We start from the raw sequence: 17049 nt of genomic DNA, 5'->3' as shown, positions 1-17049 counted from the left end.
TTCGCGGAGTGCAGGAACAGGTGAAGGCGCTTCGCTACATCTTCCACGTCGTCATGGACGCGTTCTACACCTTCCTCGCCGACGACGGCTGGGCGATCGCCAGCCATATCGCGCTGTCAACCCTGATGGCGCTGTTTCCGTTTCTGATCGTCCTGACCTCGCTCGCCGGCTTTCTCGGCTCCAAGGATCTGGCCGACCAGGCTGCCACCCTGATGCTGCAGACCTGGCCGGCCCAGGTCGCGGATGCGCTGACCGGCGAGATCCACGACGTGCTGACCACGACCCGGACCGACGCGCTGACCATCGGCGCCGTGCTCGCGGTCTATTTCGCCTCGAACGGCGTCGAGGCGCTGCGGGTCGCGCTCAACCGCGCCTATGGCGTGATCGAGCAGCGCCGCTGGTACTGGCTGCGGCTGGAATCGATCGGCTACACCCTGGTCGCCGCGATCACGGCGCTGGCGATGTCGTTCCTGATCGTGCTCGGCCCGCTGATGCTGGCCACCGCCCGGCGCTACCTGCCGCTGGCGGTCGAGGCCAACGAGCGCTTCGTCAACCTGTCGCGCTACGGCATCACCATCAGCGCGCTGATTGTGGCGCTGTTCATCCTGCATGCCTGGCTGCCGGCGGGCCGGCGCAGCTTCATGCAGATCATGCCCGGCATCGTCTTCACCTTCATCGCCTCGCTGGTGTCGGGCATCGTGTTCGGCCAGTATCTGGCGCGGTTCGCCAACAACTACGTCACGATGTATGCGGGGCTCGCATCGGTGATCATCGCGCTGGTGTTCCTGTATTTCATCGCCGCGATCTTCGTGTATGGCGGCGAGTTGAACGCCTCGATCATCAAGTCGCGGCTGCCGCGCGGCGTGTCGCTCCAAGAAGCGCAGTCGCTAGTGCCCGCGGCGAAACGGGCTTGAGCAGGAACGCGTCGGCGCCGGCGGCGCGCGAGGCCGCCTCGTCCTCGCCGCGTCCGGAGACGCCGATGATCGGGATCGTGCCGTGGGGCGCATCCAGCTTGCGGATACGGGCAATCGCCTCGACACCATTGATGCCGGGCAGCACCATGTCCATCAGCACCGCATCGTAGCTGCCGGCCATGATCCGCTCCGGTGCGGCCTCGCCGCGGCCGATGAACTCCGCCTGGTGGCCGAGCTCGTTGAGGATCGTGTTGAGCACCACGCGGCCGAACGGATTGTCCTCGACGCCGAGGATGCGCAAGGGCCGCGTCGGCCCCAGGGTGACGCCATCTTCCGAGCCGCCCGCCGTGGTGTGCGGCGCGGCCGCCACGGTCAGCGCCACGGTCAGCGTGAAGGTCGTGCCGCCGCCTTCATGCGGCGCCACCGCGACGTCGCCGCCCATGGCGCGCGCGATTTGCCGAACCGAGGACAGGCCGAGGCCGGCGCCCCCGAAGCGCGAGGCGATCGAGACATTGGCCTGGCTGAACGGGCGGAACAGCCGCTTGATCTCCTGCAGGGTCAGGCCGATGCCGGAATCGGAAACACGGAAGGCGACCGCGACCTTGCCCTTGGCGGCGCGCCTGATCGGCCTGCCGCGCCCGGCCTTGCCGGCCAGCGCGATGTCCAGCGCCACGCCCCCCTGCTCGGTGAACTTCACCGCATTATCGATCAGATTTTCGAGTGCGGCGCGTAGCCGCACGGGGTCACCGACGACGAGCCCCGGCAAATCGTCGGAGACACGGACCTTGGCCTCCAGCCCCTTGGCGGCGGCGCGGCCGGACAGCGAGTCCCCGGCGGCGCGCGCCAGCACGCGCAGGTCGAACAGATCCTCGCGCAGCAGCGTCCCCGCGGTCTCCTGCTTGGCGGCATCGACGAACAGGGTCGCCAGGCTCGACAGGTGCTCCGCGCCAGCCTTGATGGTGTCGACCCAGCGCCGCTCGCGCTCGCCGAGTTCGGATGTGGCGAGCAGGTCGCTGATGGCGAGAATGCCTGTCAGCGGCGTGCGGACCTCGTGGGCGAACACCGCCAAGGCGGCTTCGACGACTCCCGCACCTGGTCCGCCAGGCGCGAACGCCGCCCCTTTCGCCGAGACGGGCTTGGCTGATCCAGGCTTGGCTGATCCAGGTTTTGCTGATCCGGCCTTGGCCGCGCTGCGCCGGCTCCCCGCCATCGCCGTGACCTGAGGAACGTGCTTCTTGAGCGGTCGCGCCTTGGCGCGCTCCTTGACCGGCGGCGCCTTCGCGGCGGGCGTCTTCGGCTTCCCTGCTTTGGACGAGACCTTCGACGGCGCCATTCCAGAGGGCGTCTTTCCACCGGCCGGCCTCGACGCCGCGGCGGGCCTGGGCGCAGCCGGCTTGGCCGGTCGGGCCCGGCGCCCCGTACTCATGTTCCGAACGCGCTTCATCATGGCCCCTGTGACATGAACTCCGAAAAACGAAGGGGCACTTCTACTGTCATGTCTCGTCGTGCCGCTTTCGATTGAAGCTCCCGATTACCCGCGCCACCGAGCAGCATGGCACGGTCGTTTCCGGGTGTCACGATGCCCCGGAGGTTGTCCCCGCCGGAAACGTGGGAAGACATCGGGCTTGCGGCAGGACGCGGCTAGACCATGCCGATCCTGTGTCGGATTTCCGCCGGCGAGACGCCTTCCGCGCGCAAGGCGCGCAATCCCGTCGCCTGGGTGGACTTGGACAGCTTGTGGCCCTGTGCGTCGCGAATCAGTTGGTGATGCCGATAGGCCGGCGCCGGCAGGCCGAGCAGGACCTGCAGCAGCCGGTGGACGCTGGTGGCATGAAACAGGTCCTGGCCGCGCACCACCTCGGTCACCCCCTGCAGGACGTCGTCGAGCACTACGGACAGGTGATAGCTGGTCGGCGTCTCCTTGCGCGCCAGAACCACATCCCCCCACGCCTCCGGCCTTGCTTCGACCCTGCCGCTCTCGCCCGAAGGCCCGGCGCCCTGCTCGTCCCAGGCCAGCCGGCCCACGCGCGCGATCGCCGCGGCCATGTCCAGCCGCAAGGCATAGGGCACGCCACCGGCCATCAGCCCCGCACGTCGCGCTTCGGAAAGCGAGGTCGCCGTCCCCGGATAGAGCGGCGCCCCGTCGGGGTCGCGCGGCCAGGCCCCGTCCGCATCCCGTTGCGCGACCAGCCGCGCGATCTCGGCCCGGCTCTCGAAGCTCGGATAGACCAGCCCCATGCCCCGCAGCCGGTCCAGCGCAGCGCGGTACTCGGCAAGGTGCTCCGATTGTCGCCGCACCGGCTGCTCCCACGCGATGCCGAGCCAGGCGAGGTCCTCATAGATCGCCTGCTCGAACTCCGGCCGGCACCGGGTGGGGTCAATGTCCTCGATGCGCAGCAGGAAGCGGCCGCCGCTCTGCTGCGCGCATCGGACGTTCAACAGCGCCGAATAGGCGTGGCCGAGATGCAGATAGCCATTCGGACTGGGGGCAAATCGGAAAACGGGTGGCATGACATCTTGTCATTGCCGGACTTGAGCTGGCGCGATCCGACAATCATCCTTCAATTACGTTCGATCCGAGATGGATGCGCGGGTCAAGCCCGCGCATGACGACGCAGAAAGCTTTAGACACATGACCCTCCATCTCGACAGCCAGGACATTCTCGAGGACGCGGTCCGCGAGCTGGTGAAGCAGGACAACCGCCTCGCTCCGATCCTCGCCGCCACCGGCATGCCGGCGTTGCGGCGGCGGGAGCCGGGCTTTGCCGGGATCGCGCACATCGTCTGCGGCCAGCAATTGTCGACCGCGAGCGCGGCGGCGATCTGGGGCCGGCTGCAGGCGGCGTTCGATCCGTTCGATGCCGACGCGATCCGCCGCGCCCGTGCCGACCGGCTGGGCCGGCTCGGGCTCTCGGCCGCCAAGATCAAGACGCTGAAGCACATTGCGCGCGAACTCGGCGCCGAGCGCCTCAATCTCGACGTTCTCGCCAATGAGGACGCCGACGCCGCGCATGCGACCCTCACCGCGCTGCCCGGCATCGGGCCGTGGACAGCCGACGTCTACCTGCTGTTCTGCCTTGGCCATGGCGATGCCTGGCCGGCCGGCGACCTCGCCGTGCAGGAGGCCGTCAAGGTCGGGCTCGGCCTTGCGGCGCGGCCGACAGCGAAGCAGATGATGCCGCTTGCAGAAGGCTGGCGGCCGCTGCGCGGCGCGGCCGCGCATCTGTGGTGGAGCTATTACCGCGTGCTCAAGAAACGCGAGGGCGTCATCACGCCGGCGAACTAACAACTTCGGCGAACGCCGTTTCAAACAAAGTTGGGGTTGCAAAACGGTCATCGATGTCGGCCAGGATCGCACCACGACGCACATCATCGCATGGCCGGGGTCTTCATCATGCAATCGTCCGATTTCATCGTCGCACGCAGCGATCTGCAGCAGTGCCAGACGATCGTCACCGAGCTTCCCGGCAGCGACGCGCTTCCGGCCGAGGCGCTGCTGGTCAAGGTAGACCGCTTCGCCTTCACCGCCAACAACATCACCTATGCCCTGCTCGGCGAGCAGTTGAAATATTGGCAACTGTTTCCTGCGCCCGGCGGCTTCGGCATCATCCCCGTGTGGGGCTTCGGCGACGTGATCGCCTCTCGCCATCCTGCCGTGGCGGAAGGCGAGCGCCTGTTCGGCTACTTCCCGATGGCGACGCATCTCGTCATCGAGGCCGCCGACGTCGGCAAGCGCGGCCTGCGCGACGCGGCCGCACACCGCCAGGGCGTCGCGCCGGTCTACAACGCCTATGCACGGGTGGGCGACGATCCCGCCTTTGCCGGACGGCAAGGCGACTACCAGGCGCTGTTGCGCCCGCTGTTCATGCTGTCGTTCCTGGTCGACGACTTCCTCGCCGAACATGCCCATTTCGGCGCAACCACCGTGATCCTGTCCTCGGCCTCGAGCAAGACCGCGTTCGGACTCGCCCATCTCCTGCATACGCAGCGCAAGGGCATCCGCGTGATCGGGCTGACCTCGCCATCGAATGCAACCTTCGTCCGCTCGCTCGGCTGCTATGACGAGGTGGTGACCTACGATGCGATCGACATGCTCGACGCGGGGACGAGCGCGGCCTTCGTCGACATGGCCGGCAATGCCAGTCTGCGCGCCGCGCTGCATCGACGCTACGGCGACAACCTGGTCTATTCCGGCCGCATCGGCCTGACGCATCAGGACGTCATCGACGACGCAGACGCGCTTCCCGGTGCCCGGCCCACCTGGTTCTTCGCGCCCGACCAGATCAGGAAGCGCGCCAGGGAATGGGGACCCGGCGGCATCGAAAAGCGGCTCGGCGCGGCGTGGCAGGACTTTGCGCCGCGGCTCGACGGCTGGCTGACGATCGTGGATGGACGCGGTCCCGACGCGGTGCAGCGGATCTATCTCGACACGCTGCAAGGACGCATTCCGCCGGATCAGGGGCACATGCTGACAATGACGGCATGAGGCGCTTTCCGCCGGGTGCCGGTCGCGTGTAGCCTTGCGGCAGCTCAGATCAGGCGAATTCCCGGAGGCTGCTTCATGTCCATCACTCTCGGCTCCGGCGAGCACAGCTATCGCGTCGTCAAGGGCTGGGCCAGGCTGCCCGACGGCTGGGCGCTGACCGACGTCGCCTCGGTTGCCGTCGACAGCAAGGACCGCGTCTACGCCTTCAATCGCGGCGCCCATCCGATGATCGTGTTCGACCGCGACGGCAATTTCATCAGGAGTTTTGGCGAGGGGCTGTTCAGCCGCGCCCACGGCCTGTCGATCGACGCGGACGATAATCTCTACTGCACCGACGACGGCGACCACACCGTGCGCAAATGCACGCCCGAGGGCAAGGTGCTGCTGACGATCGGCCTGCCGGAGCGTCCGACGCCCTTCATGAGCGGCGAACCATTCAACCGCTGCACCCACACCGCGCTGTCGCCATCCGGCGAGATCTACGTGTCCGACGGCTACGGCAATGCACGGGTCCACAAATACACACCCGACGGCCGGCTAATCCGCAGTTGGGGCGAGCCCGGCTCCGATTCCGGCCAGTTCAACATCGTTCACAACATTGCGACCGATGCCGACGGCTTCGTCTATGTCGCGGACCGCGAGAACCACCGCATCCAGATCTTCGACGGCGACGGCCGCTACGAGACGCAGTGGAACAATCTGCATCGGCCCTGCGCGCTGTGCGCCTGCGGCGCCGGGCGCAAGACCTTCATCATCGGCGAGCTCGGTCCGGGCATGCCGGTCAACCTCAACGTTCCCAACCTCGGACCGCGGCTGACCATCACCGACGCCACCGGCCGGCGCATCGCCCGGCTCGGCGGCGAGCATGGCCCGGGCCTGGAAACCGGGCGTTTCCTGGCGCCGCACGGCCTCGCGATCGACAGCCGCGGCGACATCTATGTCGGCGAGGTCGGCGTCACCAATTGGAGCACGAGCTTTCCGGACCGGCCGATGCCGGACGAGGTCAGGATCCATCGCTGTCTGCAGAAGCTGGAGCGCGTCCCTGGCTGACCTTGGCCACCAGCGGATGCTGGCCCCGGCCGAGGACATGCAACTGATTTGCAGTGCAGCGGCTGAGCGCTCTGCCACGGTTCTGACGCGCTTTGACCGCAGCTCGAAAGGCGGGAGAAGCCAGGTCAAACCATGTGTCAAGCCATTCTTGGGGCTTCACAATCCCGTCACGCTGCATGTAGTATGTCAGGGCATGCTGCTTCGCAGCCGTTATGGAGGCCAGGAGCGTTACTTGAACGCACATGTCTCGCAAGGCGGTTGGCCGGTGTTGGTGCTGAACGCGGACTTCCGGCCGCTGAGTTATTACCCGCTGTCTCTCTGGTCGTGGCAGGACGCGATCAAGGCGGTGTTCCTCGATCGCGTCAATATCGTCGAGTACTACGACCGCGCGATCCGAAGTCCATCCTTCGAGATCCAGCTGCCCAGCGTGGTTTCGCTGAAATCCTTCGTGAAGCCGTCGACGCATCCGGCCTTCACCCGCTTCAACGTCTTCCTCCGCGACCGTTTCGCCTGCCAGTACTGCCACTCCGGCGACGACCTGACCTTCGATCACGTCATTCCCCGCAGCAAGGGCGGCCAGACCACCTGGGAGAACGTCGTCGCCGCCTGCTCGCCCTGCAATCTGAAGAAGGGCAATCTGACGCCGCAGCAGGCCAAGATGTTCCCCAAGCAGGCGCCCTATGCGCCGACCGTCCACCAGCTCCATCGCAACGGCCGGCTGTTCCCGCCGAACTACCTGCATGATAGCTGGCTCGACTATCTCTATTGGGACACCGAGCTCGATCCGTAGCAGATCGGCACGTCGTCGGAGCTGGTGCGGACGTCGCCCTGGGCGCGGCGACGCTTTGGCTGTTGCCCGCGCATGCCCCGCCGCCCGATCCGCTGGCCGAATGGCGCGGCCGTCCGGCGGTATAATGGACTGGATTAACCCCGCCTTAGGCCCCTGTTCAGCATGATCGCGCGTTGCCGCGTGGGCCCCATCATGGCTGCCCGCTTCCGTCATTGTTCGAGCAGGCTGTCCGTTCCGCGCATGCAGACCGCAATCCCCGAGTGCAAGGCGGCGGCGCTCGCGAAAGCCCAGGCGGCGAGCTCGCTGCAGAACATTTCCCTGACCCTGTTTGCCAACGTGGCGATCGCAACCTCGCTGGCGCTGCTGCTGTATCTCAGGGAGGGCGGCACCCTCATCTTCGGCTGGCTGGGCGCCGCCATCGTTTTCGCCGCATTCCGCGCCGGATGGGTGTCGTACCTGAAGGCATCCGGACGGATCGAGCGCGATGCACAGCGCGTGCTGCGCAATCTCACCATCATGGCCTTCGCCAGCGGCGTGCTGTGGGCGATCGTCCCGATCGCGCTGCCGGCCTTCTCCCGCGCGCACAACGTCAACGACGTCGTCTTCATCATGGCCGGCACCACCACCGGCGCCATCATCCAGAGTCTCGCTTATTCGCCGATGGCGATCGCCTTCGGCGCGCCACTGATGGGCGCGACCGTGCTGCGGATGCTGATCTCGGGCAGCGACGTCGACTACGTCGTCGCGGCCGACGTCGCGTTCCTGACCTTCATGCTGTTCCGCGCCTCGCGGCTCGGCGAGCGCAACTTCATCGCGAGCCAGAATACCGCCATCGAGGCGACGGTTCTCGCGGAGTCGGTGGCCGAGGCCAATCACGCCCTGGAGCGTCTGGTTCGCACGGACTCGCTCACCGGGCTCGCCAATCGCAGTCACTTCCGCACCGTGGCCGCCGCGGCGTGCCGTTCCGGACGCGGGGTCGCATTCCTCCTGATCGACGTCGACAACTTCAAGACCATCAACGACGCGCGCGGCCACGATGCCGGCGACCGGGTCATTCAGGCCATCGCCGCGCTGCTGCAATCCGCCTGCCGCGGCGAGGATCTGCCGGTCCGCCTGGGCGGCGACGAGTTCGTCGTCGTCATGCAGGGCGACGATGTGGCGAGCCGATCCGTCGCACTCGCCGAATGGCTGATGGCCGCCCTCGCGCAGCCGCTCGCGATCGCGGGCCAGTTGCTGCCCGTCAGCTGCTCGATCGGCATCGCGACGCATGCGGAAGGCCCGATCGATCTGGAAGAGCTCTCCGCCCGCGCCGACGTCGCGCTCTACCGCGCCAAGGACGACGGCCGCGCCTGCATGCGCGTGTTCGACGCCAAGATGCAGTCCGAGCTGACACTGCAGCGCCGGCTCGACGCCGAGCTGCCGGCGGCGCTGGCCCGCCGCGAGCTCCACGTCGAATTCCAGCCTCAGGTGGCGATGGCGACCCAGGAGGTCATCGGCTTCGAGGCGCTGCTGCGCTGGAAGCATCCGAGCGCCGGATTGATCCCGCCGCCGGACATCGTGTCCGCGGCGATCCGGTTGCGCCTGTCGGGCCAGCTCACGGAGTTCGTGGGCGAGCGCGTCTGCGCGTTCCTGCGCGCGCTCGACCGCAAGAAGGCGCACGGCATCCGGGTGTCGATCAACGTCTCGCCGCGCGAATTCCCGCTTCACTCGCCGGCGCAGACCCTGAAGACCGTCTCCGAGCGCTACGGCGTCGATCCGCACCGGATCGAGATCGAGGTGACCGAAGAGGCGATGTTCGATCCCAGGCGCTGCGCCGACGAATTGAAGCTGATCGACCAATATGGCTTCGGTCTTGCGATCGACGATTTCGGCGTCGGCCATTCCTCGATCGCCAACCTGATGGCGGTCGAGATCGACACCATCAAGATCGACCGCTCCTTCATCCACGGCATCGCCGCCAACCGCCGGGACCAGCAGCTCGTCGCCGCGATCACCGCGGTGGCGCTGCCGCTCGGCCACCGCATGATCGCCGAGGGCGTCGAGAGCGAACAGGATGCCGAGTGCCTTCGCATGCTCGGCTGCTCCTACGGACAGGGCTGGCTGTATGGCAAGCCGATGAAGGAGGACGACGCGATCGCGTGGCTCGTCCAGCATCGCAGCGGTGCTGCTGCCGCGGTCGAGCCCTTGCCGCGCAGCGCGTAGGCGCGGCGCGCTCACGGAAGGACCAGCATCTGCGCAAGGCCCGGACCGAAGGCGCCGGCCCACGCGGCGGCAATCACGAGGATGAGTCCGGGAACGAGGCGAAGGGCGAAGGACGATCCGCCGCTGGTCCACGCCACCACGATCTTGCTGATCGTGTTCGCCGACAGCGCCGCCAGCACCGGCGCCACGGCATCGGCCGCGCCGATCTTGCCCGCCGCGGCAAGCGTGGCCGCAGCCACCGCCGGCGCATGGGTGTCGACCAGACCGGCGACGGCGGCGCTCGCCACCAGGCCGGCTTCGCCGAACGCCTCGCGCAACGCGGCCGAGAGCACCAGCACCGCCGAGATCGTCAGCGCCAGCAGCAGCGCGCCCGGCAGGCTGAAGGCGCGCCCCGTCGGCAGGTCGGCGGCGCCGCTCTGCCGCAGCCCGGCGATCGTGAAGATCGCACCATAGACCGCCGCCGCCGCGCCGGCACAGAGCAGCGGAATCAGCAGCGCGTGCAACGCCGGCAGGCTGGTGACGGCCAGCACCGCGGCGAGCTGGGCGATGGTCGCGACCGTCGACAATGCCGCGCCCGCGGCCGCGGCACCGCCAAGTTCCGGAGCCTTGCGCGCCCGCGCGCCCATCGCGCCGATCGTGGCGGTGCTGGAGACGAAGCCCGAGGCGAAGCCGGACACCGCGAGCCCGCCGCGGGCGCCGAGCAGACGCATCGAGATATGCCCGGCGGCGCCGATGGCCATCATCAGCACCACGAGCGTCCAGATGCCGCGCAGGTTGAGCGCCCCGAACGGACCGATCGGCTGATCCGGAAGCAGGGGCAGCACGACCAGCGTCGCCGCGGCAAAGATCAGGCCGTCCTTGAGCTCGCTCTCGCTGAGCACCGAACGGACGAAATCGTGCAGCATCGGCCGCGCCGCGAGCAGCACCGCCAGCACGACGGCGACGCCGGCCGCCAGCGCGGGACGCTCGGTGGCGAGGCCGCCGAGCAGGACGGTCAGGATCAGCGCCGCCTCCGAGGTCAGTCCCGGATCGTCGCTGCGCGAGCGCCAATAGGCGATCGCCGTCAGGACCATGATTCCAGCGGTGACGACGGCCAGCAGCAGCTTGCCGCCGATCAGCATGCCGATCGCGCCGGCCAGCGACGCCACGGCAAAGGTCCGCAACCCCGCGGACGAGCGACCGGGTCCCTCGCCCTTGCGGCGCTCGCGCTCGAGGCCGATCAGCAATCCGATGCCGAGTGCGACGACGATCGCGATGATCTCGGGGCTGAGGCTCATGACATCCGGCATCGCCATCGTCCTGAATCACACCTGTTCACGGCGCGACGAATGCGCTGACGATCATCAGCAGACATGTGATGAGACCGAGTGCGGGAATCCATAGCGGCACCCTGACATGGGGAGCATCCGACCCGATGCGCCGGATGCGAATCCGGAGCAGGCACAGATTGACGATGGCAAAGATCGTCAGCGTCGCGAGCGAGGTGCCTTCCGCCAGCCGCTCCAGCGGGAAGGCCAGCGCCAGGATCGCGACCGCCAGCATGACGAGGCCGGTTGCGATCAGCGGCGTTCCGGTGCGGGGATCGACCCGGCCGGCGATGCGCGGCAGGTCGCCCTGCCCCGCCATGCCATAGACGACGCGGGCCGTCATCGTCATCTGGGCGAGAATGGTGTTGAGCGTCGACACGATCGCGATCGCATTGAACGTCGCCGGACTGATGCCGGCGACGGCATTGAACACCAGGCTGAGCGGCGCCGGCGAGGCCGACAGCACGGCCGGCGGCACCGCGGTCACCGCGATCGCGGCAATCAGCACATACAGCGCGGAGGTGATCAGCAGCGTCAGCGCCATCGCCCAGGGAATGTTGCGCTGCGGGCGCTTGGCCTCTTCCACGACGTTGGCGAGGTCCTCGAAGCCGACGAAGGCGAAGAACGCCAGCAGGCCGGCGAAGGTAATGCCGGAGAGAACGCCGAGCTCGAGCGGCGGCGGGATCAGCAAGGCCGGGCCGAACGCGACGCCGGAGTGGACGGCCGAGACGATGATCCACAGCAGGCCGCCGGTCTCGATCAGGGTCAGCAGTCCGGCGAGCATCACCGATTCGAGAATGCCCCAGGACGCCACCATGCCGAGCACGACCACGATCGCCATCGCGATCAACGGCGTCGGCAGGTCGATGAGCTGCCGGATGTAGCCGGCGCCGCCGAGCGTCACCGCCGCCGCCGCAATGATGCCGGTGGCGAGCCGCAGCGTGCCGACCGCGGTCGACAACAGCCGCGACTTGAAGGCCGCGCGGACATAGGCGGCCTCGCCGGCGCTCACGGGATAGCGGGTCGCAAGCTCGGCATAGGAGGCGGCGGTGAACGTCATCACGAACGCCGCCAGCGCAAACGCCCAGGAGGAATGGATGCCGGCATGGCCGGCGACCGCGCCGATCAGGACGTAGATGCCGGCTCCGACGGTCACGCCCGTGCCGTAGAGCACGAGCAACGGCAGTCCGAGCCGACGCCGCAAGCCGGACGCAGGCACGATTGGATCTTGCGGCACCACGAATTCCATTCCTGATCACGACGAGCAACCGAGTTGTAGGGGCTTAAGGGAGCAGGCGCGAGCCCTGTTGATCTCGGTCAACCGGGACCTGCGCAAGATCCGCTCGGCTGCGGCATTCGACCGCCTGTCAGCGCAACGCGGGTCGCCGACGCACCGGCGCCCAGTCGCGTTCGTGCTACATGCGTCTGCCGAGACACGCGTCTGCGCTCTCGCGGCGCAATCCGCCCGAGCCGTGCTGATAGAACTCCCTCTCTGCAATCGAGAGGGTGCAGGGAAGACCGAGCCTCGGCTGAGGCCCGTGGCCCCCGTGCGGAGAAAATGCACGGGGCAGGAACCACAGGTACAGCCGGATCGACCCGGCCTTCCCCGCGCGATGGTTTTCACGGCTGCTCCGCGCTCTCCCCGGGGACCGGCTTGTTTGCCCCCGTCATCCGCACGACACGTCATGTCGCAGCAGACTTGACGCCAGCGTCGGGGCGCCAGGACCACACGGCTTGACCGTCCGTCACGGCGTCAGTCGTCTGCGCGCGAACGCGCCCGACATCGCAACGGCCACCACTCCCCACCCCAGCGTATCGTGACGACGCGTACGCCCCTCTGCATGAGGCGGGATGGCGATAGATGACCACAAATTCCGAAAACAAGAAACAAGAATCTTTTTCGTCGAGGCTCTGGACAATGTCGGCCGATTGCGCGCGAAACATTTGACTGATTTGGCCGGCGGGCAGCCCCGCACGACCTGAATACGCCTGAGCGATTCCATCACACGCGCGTTCGCCGCCTTCCACCGCGAGCCGCAGCGGCTTAGGATGCCACAACATCGCATCATTCCGGAACAGGCACTGTGCCCGAATTCGAGCCGCTCTACACGACAACCAGCGCCGAGAGCATCGGACGCTTCGTGGCCCATCACTACGTGCTATCAGAGCCGCTCGCGTGCCGAATGGTGAATCGCGGTTTCAACGACGTCTATCTTGTCACGACCGCGAGCGGCGACCGCTACGTCTTTCGGCTGTCGCATCACCGCGCCCGAGGCGCGGCCGATGTCCGCACCGAAACCGACTTTCTCGCGCATCTGGCGCGCTGCGGCGTGCCCGTAGCCGCGGCCGTTCCGGCGCGCGACGGCAACCTGTTCGTGCGCGGCGAGGCGGCGGAAGGCCGACGGGAAGGCGTGCTGTTTCCCGCAATCGATGGACGAATGCCGGACGTCGCCTCGCAATCCGATGCTCACGCCAACGGCGTCACGCTTGCGAGAGTCCACGATGCGGCGATGTCTTATCAGCCGGAAGCGCCGCTCTACCGGCTGGACCTCGACCATCTGTTGCACCGGCCGCTCGCGCGCGTTGAGAATCTCTGTCGCACCATCGGATCCGACGACGGCGGCTTTCTTCAGGAGGTCTGTGCGCGAACAGCCGCCGGAATCGAGGCGATGCAAGGCCTGGCGTGGACGCATTGTCACGGCGACTGCCATGGCTTCAATGCGCGTATCGGCGCCGCTGGCGAGGCCGTCTTCTTCGATTTCGACGATGGCGGCCGCGGCTATCTGGCCTATGACCTGGCTGTGTTCCTGTGGGCCAAGCTGTCGTTCGGTCGGCGCTTTCACGCGGCGTGGCATGCTTTCGTCGACGGCTATCGATCGGTCCGCCCGATCTCGGCGGCGGATTTCGAGGCCGCGCATGCCTTCGTGATCGTCAGGCACATCTGGCTGATGGGCGAACAGGCCAGCCGCTCGCGCGAGTGGGGCAGCGAGCCGGTCCGCTGGATCACGCAGCAGCGTGAATTCCTTGAAGGCTGGGAGGCGCAGCAGCTGGGGGCACGCCTTATATGAGCTTGACCGACGGCAGCATGGGAGACTTTGAACCATGACTGATACGATCGTTCGGGTACGCCGGCTCGGCATCATCGGCTGCGTGGCGGACATGTCGCTCAGGTCGCAGCGCTTCCGTCGCATGGGGTGCTCCCGGTAATCGATCCGCCACCGTCCTTCGACAAGGTCATCATCGACGCATCGATTTCCTGACGTTGTTCTGATCGCTGCGGCGGTTGCCGTGTCGCGTCCGCCACAGCCAGCAGATCAACTCATCAGACGCATTGTCAAACCACGAACGATGTGATTAGTACGTCACCGGCGTCGAGCATTCCGCTCCGCCGATTGGAGAAAGACGATGACTGCGATCATCCGTTGCTCCGCCAGGAGCCGCCGGGCCTGATCCTCGCGTGAGGCGAGGTGTGGCGCGGCCTGCGTGCGCCTTCGCGCGCGCTGATCATCCCTGACCATATCTCCCTGTCTGTCTCCAAGGTACTCCCATGGGCATTTCCCATCGCGTGGACGGCCGTGCGCCGATTCACGGTTACTACTCGTCCAGCTCCTGGATCGAGGGCGCCGCCGTGCGCCAGCTCGAAACAGTGGCTGCCATCTCCGGCGTGCGTGCCGTCGCCGGCATGCCGGACCTGCATCCCGGCAAGTTCGGCCCGGTCGGCTGCGCCATTCTCGCCGACCATATCCACCCGGCCTTCGTCGGCTCCGACGCGGGCTGCGGCATGGCGCTGTTCGCGCTCGACCTCGCGTCGCGCCGCATCCGCGTCGACAAGGCGGCCGACCGGCTGCGCGACGTCGCCACACCCTATGACGGCGACATCGCAAGCGAGCTCGCGAGATGTGAGCTGGCACCGTCCGACTTCGATGCCTCGCTCGGCACGATCGGCGGCGGCAATCATTTCTGCGAGCTGCAGGCGGTGGAGGAGGTGTTCGATCCCTCCTGCGGCATCGATCGCGACCGCGCGCATCTGCTGGTGCATTCGGGCTCGCGCGGCCTCGGCCACGCGCTGCTCGAACGGCACGTCGCGGACGGGCTGAAGCCGCTCGCCCCCGACAGCGAAGCCGGTCAGGCCTATCTGGCCGCGCATGACCACGCGCTGCGCTGGGCGTCGTTGAACCGCCAGGTGATCGCTCGCCGGGCGGCAGCGGCCTTGCGCTGTGAGGCCGATCCGGTCTGCGCGTGCTCGCACAATTGCATCGAGCACCGCGCAGACGGCGTGCTGCACCGGAAAGGCGCGGCGCCGTCCGACCAGGGGCTCGTCGTCGTGCCGGGCTCGCGCGGCGCGCTATCCTATCTGGTCGCGCCGCTCGCGTCAGCGCCAAACGAGGCGTTGTGGTCGATCGCCCATGGCGCCGGTCGCAAGTTCGACCGGTCATCGATGATCGGCCGTGTCGGCGCCACGCGATCGGATCGCGAGCGTCTCGCGCGCAATCCGTTCGGCGGCCGCGTGATCTGCGAGGACCGCGCGCTGCTCGCCGAGGAGGCGCCGGAGGCCTACAAGCCGATCGCCGGCGTGATCGCCGATCTCGAAGCATTCGGGCTCGCGCGCGTCGTCGCCAGCTTCCGCCCGCTGGTGACGGTGAAGAAGATCGCCGTCGAGCGGCCGCGCAAGGAGGACCGGCGATGAGACGGCTGCTCCTCACGGCGGGGCGCGGTCCCGCAGAATGCCGGCTCGCGGTGGCGCATGCGCTTCAGCGGCTCGCCGACGAGGCCGAGGCGGCGGACTGCGCATGCGCGATCGCGCGAGAGCAGACCGACCGGCATGGGCCGGCCAGCGCGATCGTCGTGCTGGACGGGCCGGCGGCGTCTGACCTCGCGCGGCGCTGGACGCAGGGCTCGCTGCTCTGGGTGTGCCGCAGTCCGCTGCGGCCGCATCACGGCCGCAAGAACTGGTTCGTCGGCATCGTCGATCTGCCCCTGTCGGAGCGGCTGGCGGCGTTGGCGGCCACCGACGTCCGGTTCGAAAGCTTTCGTGCCGGCGGGCCCGGCGGCCAGCACCAGAACAAGACCGAGAGCGCGGTGCGCGCGGTTCACGTTCCGACGGGGCTGGTCGCGATCGCGCGCGACGGCCGCTCGCAGCATCGCAATAAGGCGCTGGCGCTCGCGCGTCTCGCTGCACTGCTGGACGGCCGCGCGCGCCTGGCGGACGCCGGCGAGGCGCGCCTCATCCACGCGGCGCATGACAGCGTCGAACGTGGCGCAGCCGGGCTGCGCTTCGAGGGACCGGCGTTCAGGCCGGCGGGATGATCACCGGACAGCCGGGGGCGTGAGAGCCCCCGACTGCACCTTCGACAGGCAGGGATGCACAGTCATCTCTCCGCCAGACGACCGCCATGCGCGCCATCTCCGCGGCCGACTTCGAGGCCGCGCATTCCATCGTACGGCACCTCTGGGTGATGGGTGAGCACGCCAGCCGCTCGCGCGAATGGGGCAGCGAGCCGGTCCGATGGACCGCGCGCGGGCGTGAATTCCTGGAGAGCTGGGAGGCGGAGCGGCTGACGGGGCGCTTCTTCTAATGCTCGATATGGCCTCGGTGGATCTGGGGCATATCTGGGCCCACGGTCATTGATACAGTGTGATATGCCGCCTTTTTGCCCGTTGAGCCTCGAACCGGACATTCCGCCCGTCGGCCAGAGCGTCGGATATGGGCGATATGCGGACCTTGGCATCGATGGATGAACGCCCGATGTCGGCCAAGCTCCCACGATGTCCGGTCGCTCAAGCGAGGCCACCAGCGCTGCCTCATCTCCGGTCATCTTGACGTGAACTAAAGACCACCTGCCCGTCGATCGAAAACGTGATGTCGTCATCGATGCCGATGAAAGCATCACCTCTTTCGGTGATCGTGAATTCCAAGGTCCGATCCAGATCATTTTCAAAGGCGAATTCCGCGCGCGATCCGGGCGCGATCCGTTCATACATCGCCCATGGCTCGATCTGTATGCCCATCGGCGTATGATTTCTGTTCTCGATTACGATCACTCGTGGAGTATTTCTCTTCATGAAATCGTCTTCCCCTCTGTCATGCCTCGGTCCGCTACGATCGTCGTATTCGCTCGGGGGCGGAGCTCACGGCCCGAGCTCTCAGGCGTTGGCCCTGCGCGGAATAGAACCTTTCACGCAATTCGTCCAAAAACGGTTCCTAGTTCTGCTTCGGGTCAAGGGACTAAACCGCTCGCGCGGTAGGGCACGACGGCCGGCAGCACGGCTGAGAGGATAGCGCAGCGAGGCGTCCTGTCT

The 17049-nt window shown here is 67.4% G+C and carries 15 protein-coding genes; 10 read left to right on the top strand and 5 right to left on the bottom strand.

Features of this window, described 5'->3' with window-relative positions; genetic code table 11:
- The first annotated feature begins 20 nt into the window (after positions 1-20).
- Positions 21-914: a YihY/virulence factor BrkB family protein gene (locus tag QW845_RS32975; RefSeq protein ID WP_315805678.1), complete on the top strand. Its 894-nt coding sequence runs from the start codon at positions 21-23 to the stop codon at positions 912-914.
- Here the strand turns inward: QW845_RS32975 and QW845_RS32970 are convergent.
- Both QW845_RS32970 and gluQRS read right to left on the bottom strand, forming a co-directional pair.
- Positions 841-1983 carry an ATP-binding protein gene (locus QW845_RS32970; protein WP_409998000.1) on the bottom strand — a complete coding sequence of 381 codons (1143 nt, stop codon included), beginning with the start codon at positions 1981-1983 and terminating at the stop codon, positions 841-843. The genes QW845_RS32975 and QW845_RS32970 overlap by 74 nt on opposite strands.
- Before the next feature lie 572 nt (positions 1984-2555).
- Positions 2556-3425 (bottom strand): tRNA glutamyl-Q(34) synthetase GluQRS, encoded by an 870-nt coding sequence (gluQRS, locus tag QW845_RS32965; RefSeq protein ID WP_315805676.1) that lies wholly within the window; start codon positions 3423-3425, stop codon positions 2556-2558.
- Between the two features lie 121 nt (positions 3426-3546).
- Between gluQRS and QW845_RS32960 the strand changes: the two genes are divergently transcribed.
- From QW845_RS32960 to QW845_RS32940, 5 genes are all read left to right on the top strand, one after another.
- Positions 3547-4200, top strand: coding sequence for a DNA-3-methyladenine glycosylase 2 family protein (locus QW845_RS32960; RefSeq protein ID WP_315805724.1), 654 nt, complete (start codon positions 3547-3549; stop codon positions 4198-4200).
- A gap of 108 nt (positions 4201-4308) precedes the next feature.
- On the top strand, positions 4309-5400 hold the full coding sequence (locus tag QW845_RS32955; RefSeq protein WP_315805675.1) for a DUF2855 family protein: 1092 nt from the start codon (positions 4309-4311) through the stop codon (positions 5398-5400).
- 75 nt (positions 5401-5475) lie between these two features.
- Positions 5476-6450 (top strand): peptidyl-alpha-hydroxyglycine alpha-amidating lyase family protein, encoded by a 975-nt coding sequence (locus QW845_RS32950; RefSeq protein ID WP_315805674.1) that lies wholly within the window; start codon positions 5476-5478, stop codon positions 6448-6450.
- A 232-nt stretch (positions 6451-6682) separates the two neighbouring features.
- The gene (locus QW845_RS32945; RefSeq protein ID WP_006610584.1) at positions 6683-7240 is read left to right on the top strand and encodes an HNH endonuclease; all 558 of its coding nucleotides are present in this window, start codon (positions 6683-6685) and stop codon (positions 7238-7240) included.
- A gap of 240 nt (positions 7241-7480) precedes the next feature.
- Positions 7481-9442 carry a putative bifunctional diguanylate cyclase/phosphodiesterase gene (locus QW845_RS32940; RefSeq protein ID WP_315805673.1) on the top strand — a complete coding sequence of 654 codons (1962 nt, stop codon included), beginning with the start codon at positions 7481-7483 and terminating at the stop codon, positions 9440-9442.
- Between the two features lie 11 nt (positions 9443-9453).
- Here QW845_RS32940 and QW845_RS32935 read toward each other — a convergent pair whose 3' ends face one another.
- Together QW845_RS32935 and QW845_RS32930 are read right to left on the bottom strand one after the other, a co-directional pair.
- Entirely contained in the window at positions 9454-10731 is a 1278-nt protein-coding gene (locus QW845_RS32935) for an MgtC/SapB family protein (RefSeq protein ID WP_409997998.1), read from the bottom strand.
- A 25-nt stretch (positions 10732-10756) separates the two neighbouring features.
- Positions 10757-11986 (bottom strand): APC family permease, encoded by a 1230-nt coding sequence (locus QW845_RS32930; protein ID WP_315805671.1) that lies wholly within the window; start codon positions 11984-11986, stop codon positions 10757-10759.
- 847 nt (positions 11987-12833) lie between these two features.
- Between QW845_RS32930 and QW845_RS32925 the strand changes: the two genes are divergently transcribed.
- The 4 genes from QW845_RS32925 (at position 12834) to QW845_RS32910 (ending at position 16325) form a co-directional block, all read left to right on the top strand.
- Positions 12834-13817, top strand: a complete 984-nt coding sequence (locus tag QW845_RS32925; RefSeq protein WP_315805670.1) for a phosphotransferase enzyme family protein — start codon at positions 12834-12836, stop codon at positions 13815-13817.
- A gap of 479 nt (positions 13818-14296) precedes the next feature.
- Complete coding sequence (locus QW845_RS32920) at positions 14297-15436, top strand: RNA ligase RtcB family protein (RefSeq protein WP_315805669.1); 1140 nt, start codon at positions 14297-14299, stop codon at positions 15434-15436.
- Entirely contained in the window at positions 15433-16056 is a 624-nt protein-coding gene (prfH, locus tag QW845_RS32915) for a peptide chain release factor H (RefSeq protein WP_315805668.1), read from the top strand. The genes QW845_RS32920 and prfH overlap by 4 nt, the downstream gene beginning before the upstream one ends.
- Positions 16057-16142: 86 nt before the next feature.
- Positions 16143-16325, top strand: a complete 183-nt coding sequence (locus tag QW845_RS32910; RefSeq protein ID WP_409997997.1) for a hypothetical protein — start codon at positions 16143-16145, stop codon at positions 16323-16325.
- A gap of 226 nt (positions 16326-16551) precedes the next feature.
- On the opposite strand, the gene QW845_RS32905 is transcribed toward QW845_RS32910, so the two are convergent.
- Positions 16552-16812 (bottom strand): hypothetical protein, encoded by a 261-nt coding sequence (locus QW845_RS32905; RefSeq protein ID WP_315805667.1) that lies wholly within the window; start codon positions 16810-16812, stop codon positions 16552-16554.
- Between the last annotated feature and the right edge of the window lie 237 nt (positions 16813-17049).

Origin of the sequence: Bradyrhizobium sp. SZCCHNS3002, assembly GCF_032377435.1 — a bacterium.
GTDB lineage: Bacteria > Pseudomonadota > Alphaproteobacteria > Rhizobiales > Xanthobacteraceae > Bradyrhizobium.
The sequence above is the reverse complement of the archived record's forward strand: the minus strand, read 5'-3'. Positions and strand labels throughout refer to the sequence as shown.

Coding starts and splice junctions, on each gene's coding strand:
- gluQRS (WP_315805676.1), bottom strand. CDS start 3,425: ATGCCACCCGTTTTCCGATTTGCCCCCAGTCCGAATGGCTATCTGCAT.
- QW845_RS32960 (WP_315805724.1), top strand. CDS start 3,547: ATGACCCTCCATCTCGACAGCCAGGACATTCTCGAGGACGCGGTCCGC.
- QW845_RS32955 (WP_315805675.1), top strand. CDS start 4,309: ATGCAATCGTCCGATTTCATCGTCGCACGCAGCGATCTGCAGCAGTGC.
- QW845_RS32950 (WP_315805674.1), top strand. CDS start 5,476: ATGTCCATCACTCTCGGCTCCGGCGAGCACAGCTATCGCGTCGTCAAG.
- QW845_RS32940 (WP_315805673.1), top strand. CDS start 7,481: ATGCAGACCGCAATCCCCGAGTGCAAGGCGGCGGCGCTCGCGAAAGCC.
- QW845_RS32935 (WP_409997998.1), bottom strand. CDS start 10,731: ATGCCGGATGTCATGAGCCTCAGCCCCGAGATCATCGCGATCGTCGTC.
- QW845_RS32920 (WP_315805669.1), top strand. CDS start 14,297: ATGGGCATTTCCCATCGCGTGGACGGCCGTGCGCCGATTCACGGTTAC.
- prfH (WP_315805668.1), top strand. CDS start 15,433: ATGAGACGGCTGCTCCTCACGGCGGGGCGCGGTCCCGCAGAATGCCGG.
- QW845_RS32910 (WP_409997997.1), top strand. CDS start 16,143: ATGCGCGCCATCTCCGCGGCCGACTTCGAGGCCGCGCATTCCATCGTA.
- QW845_RS32905 (WP_315805667.1), bottom strand. CDS start 16,812: ATGAAGAGAAATACTCCACGAGTGATCGTAATCGAGAACAGAAATCAT.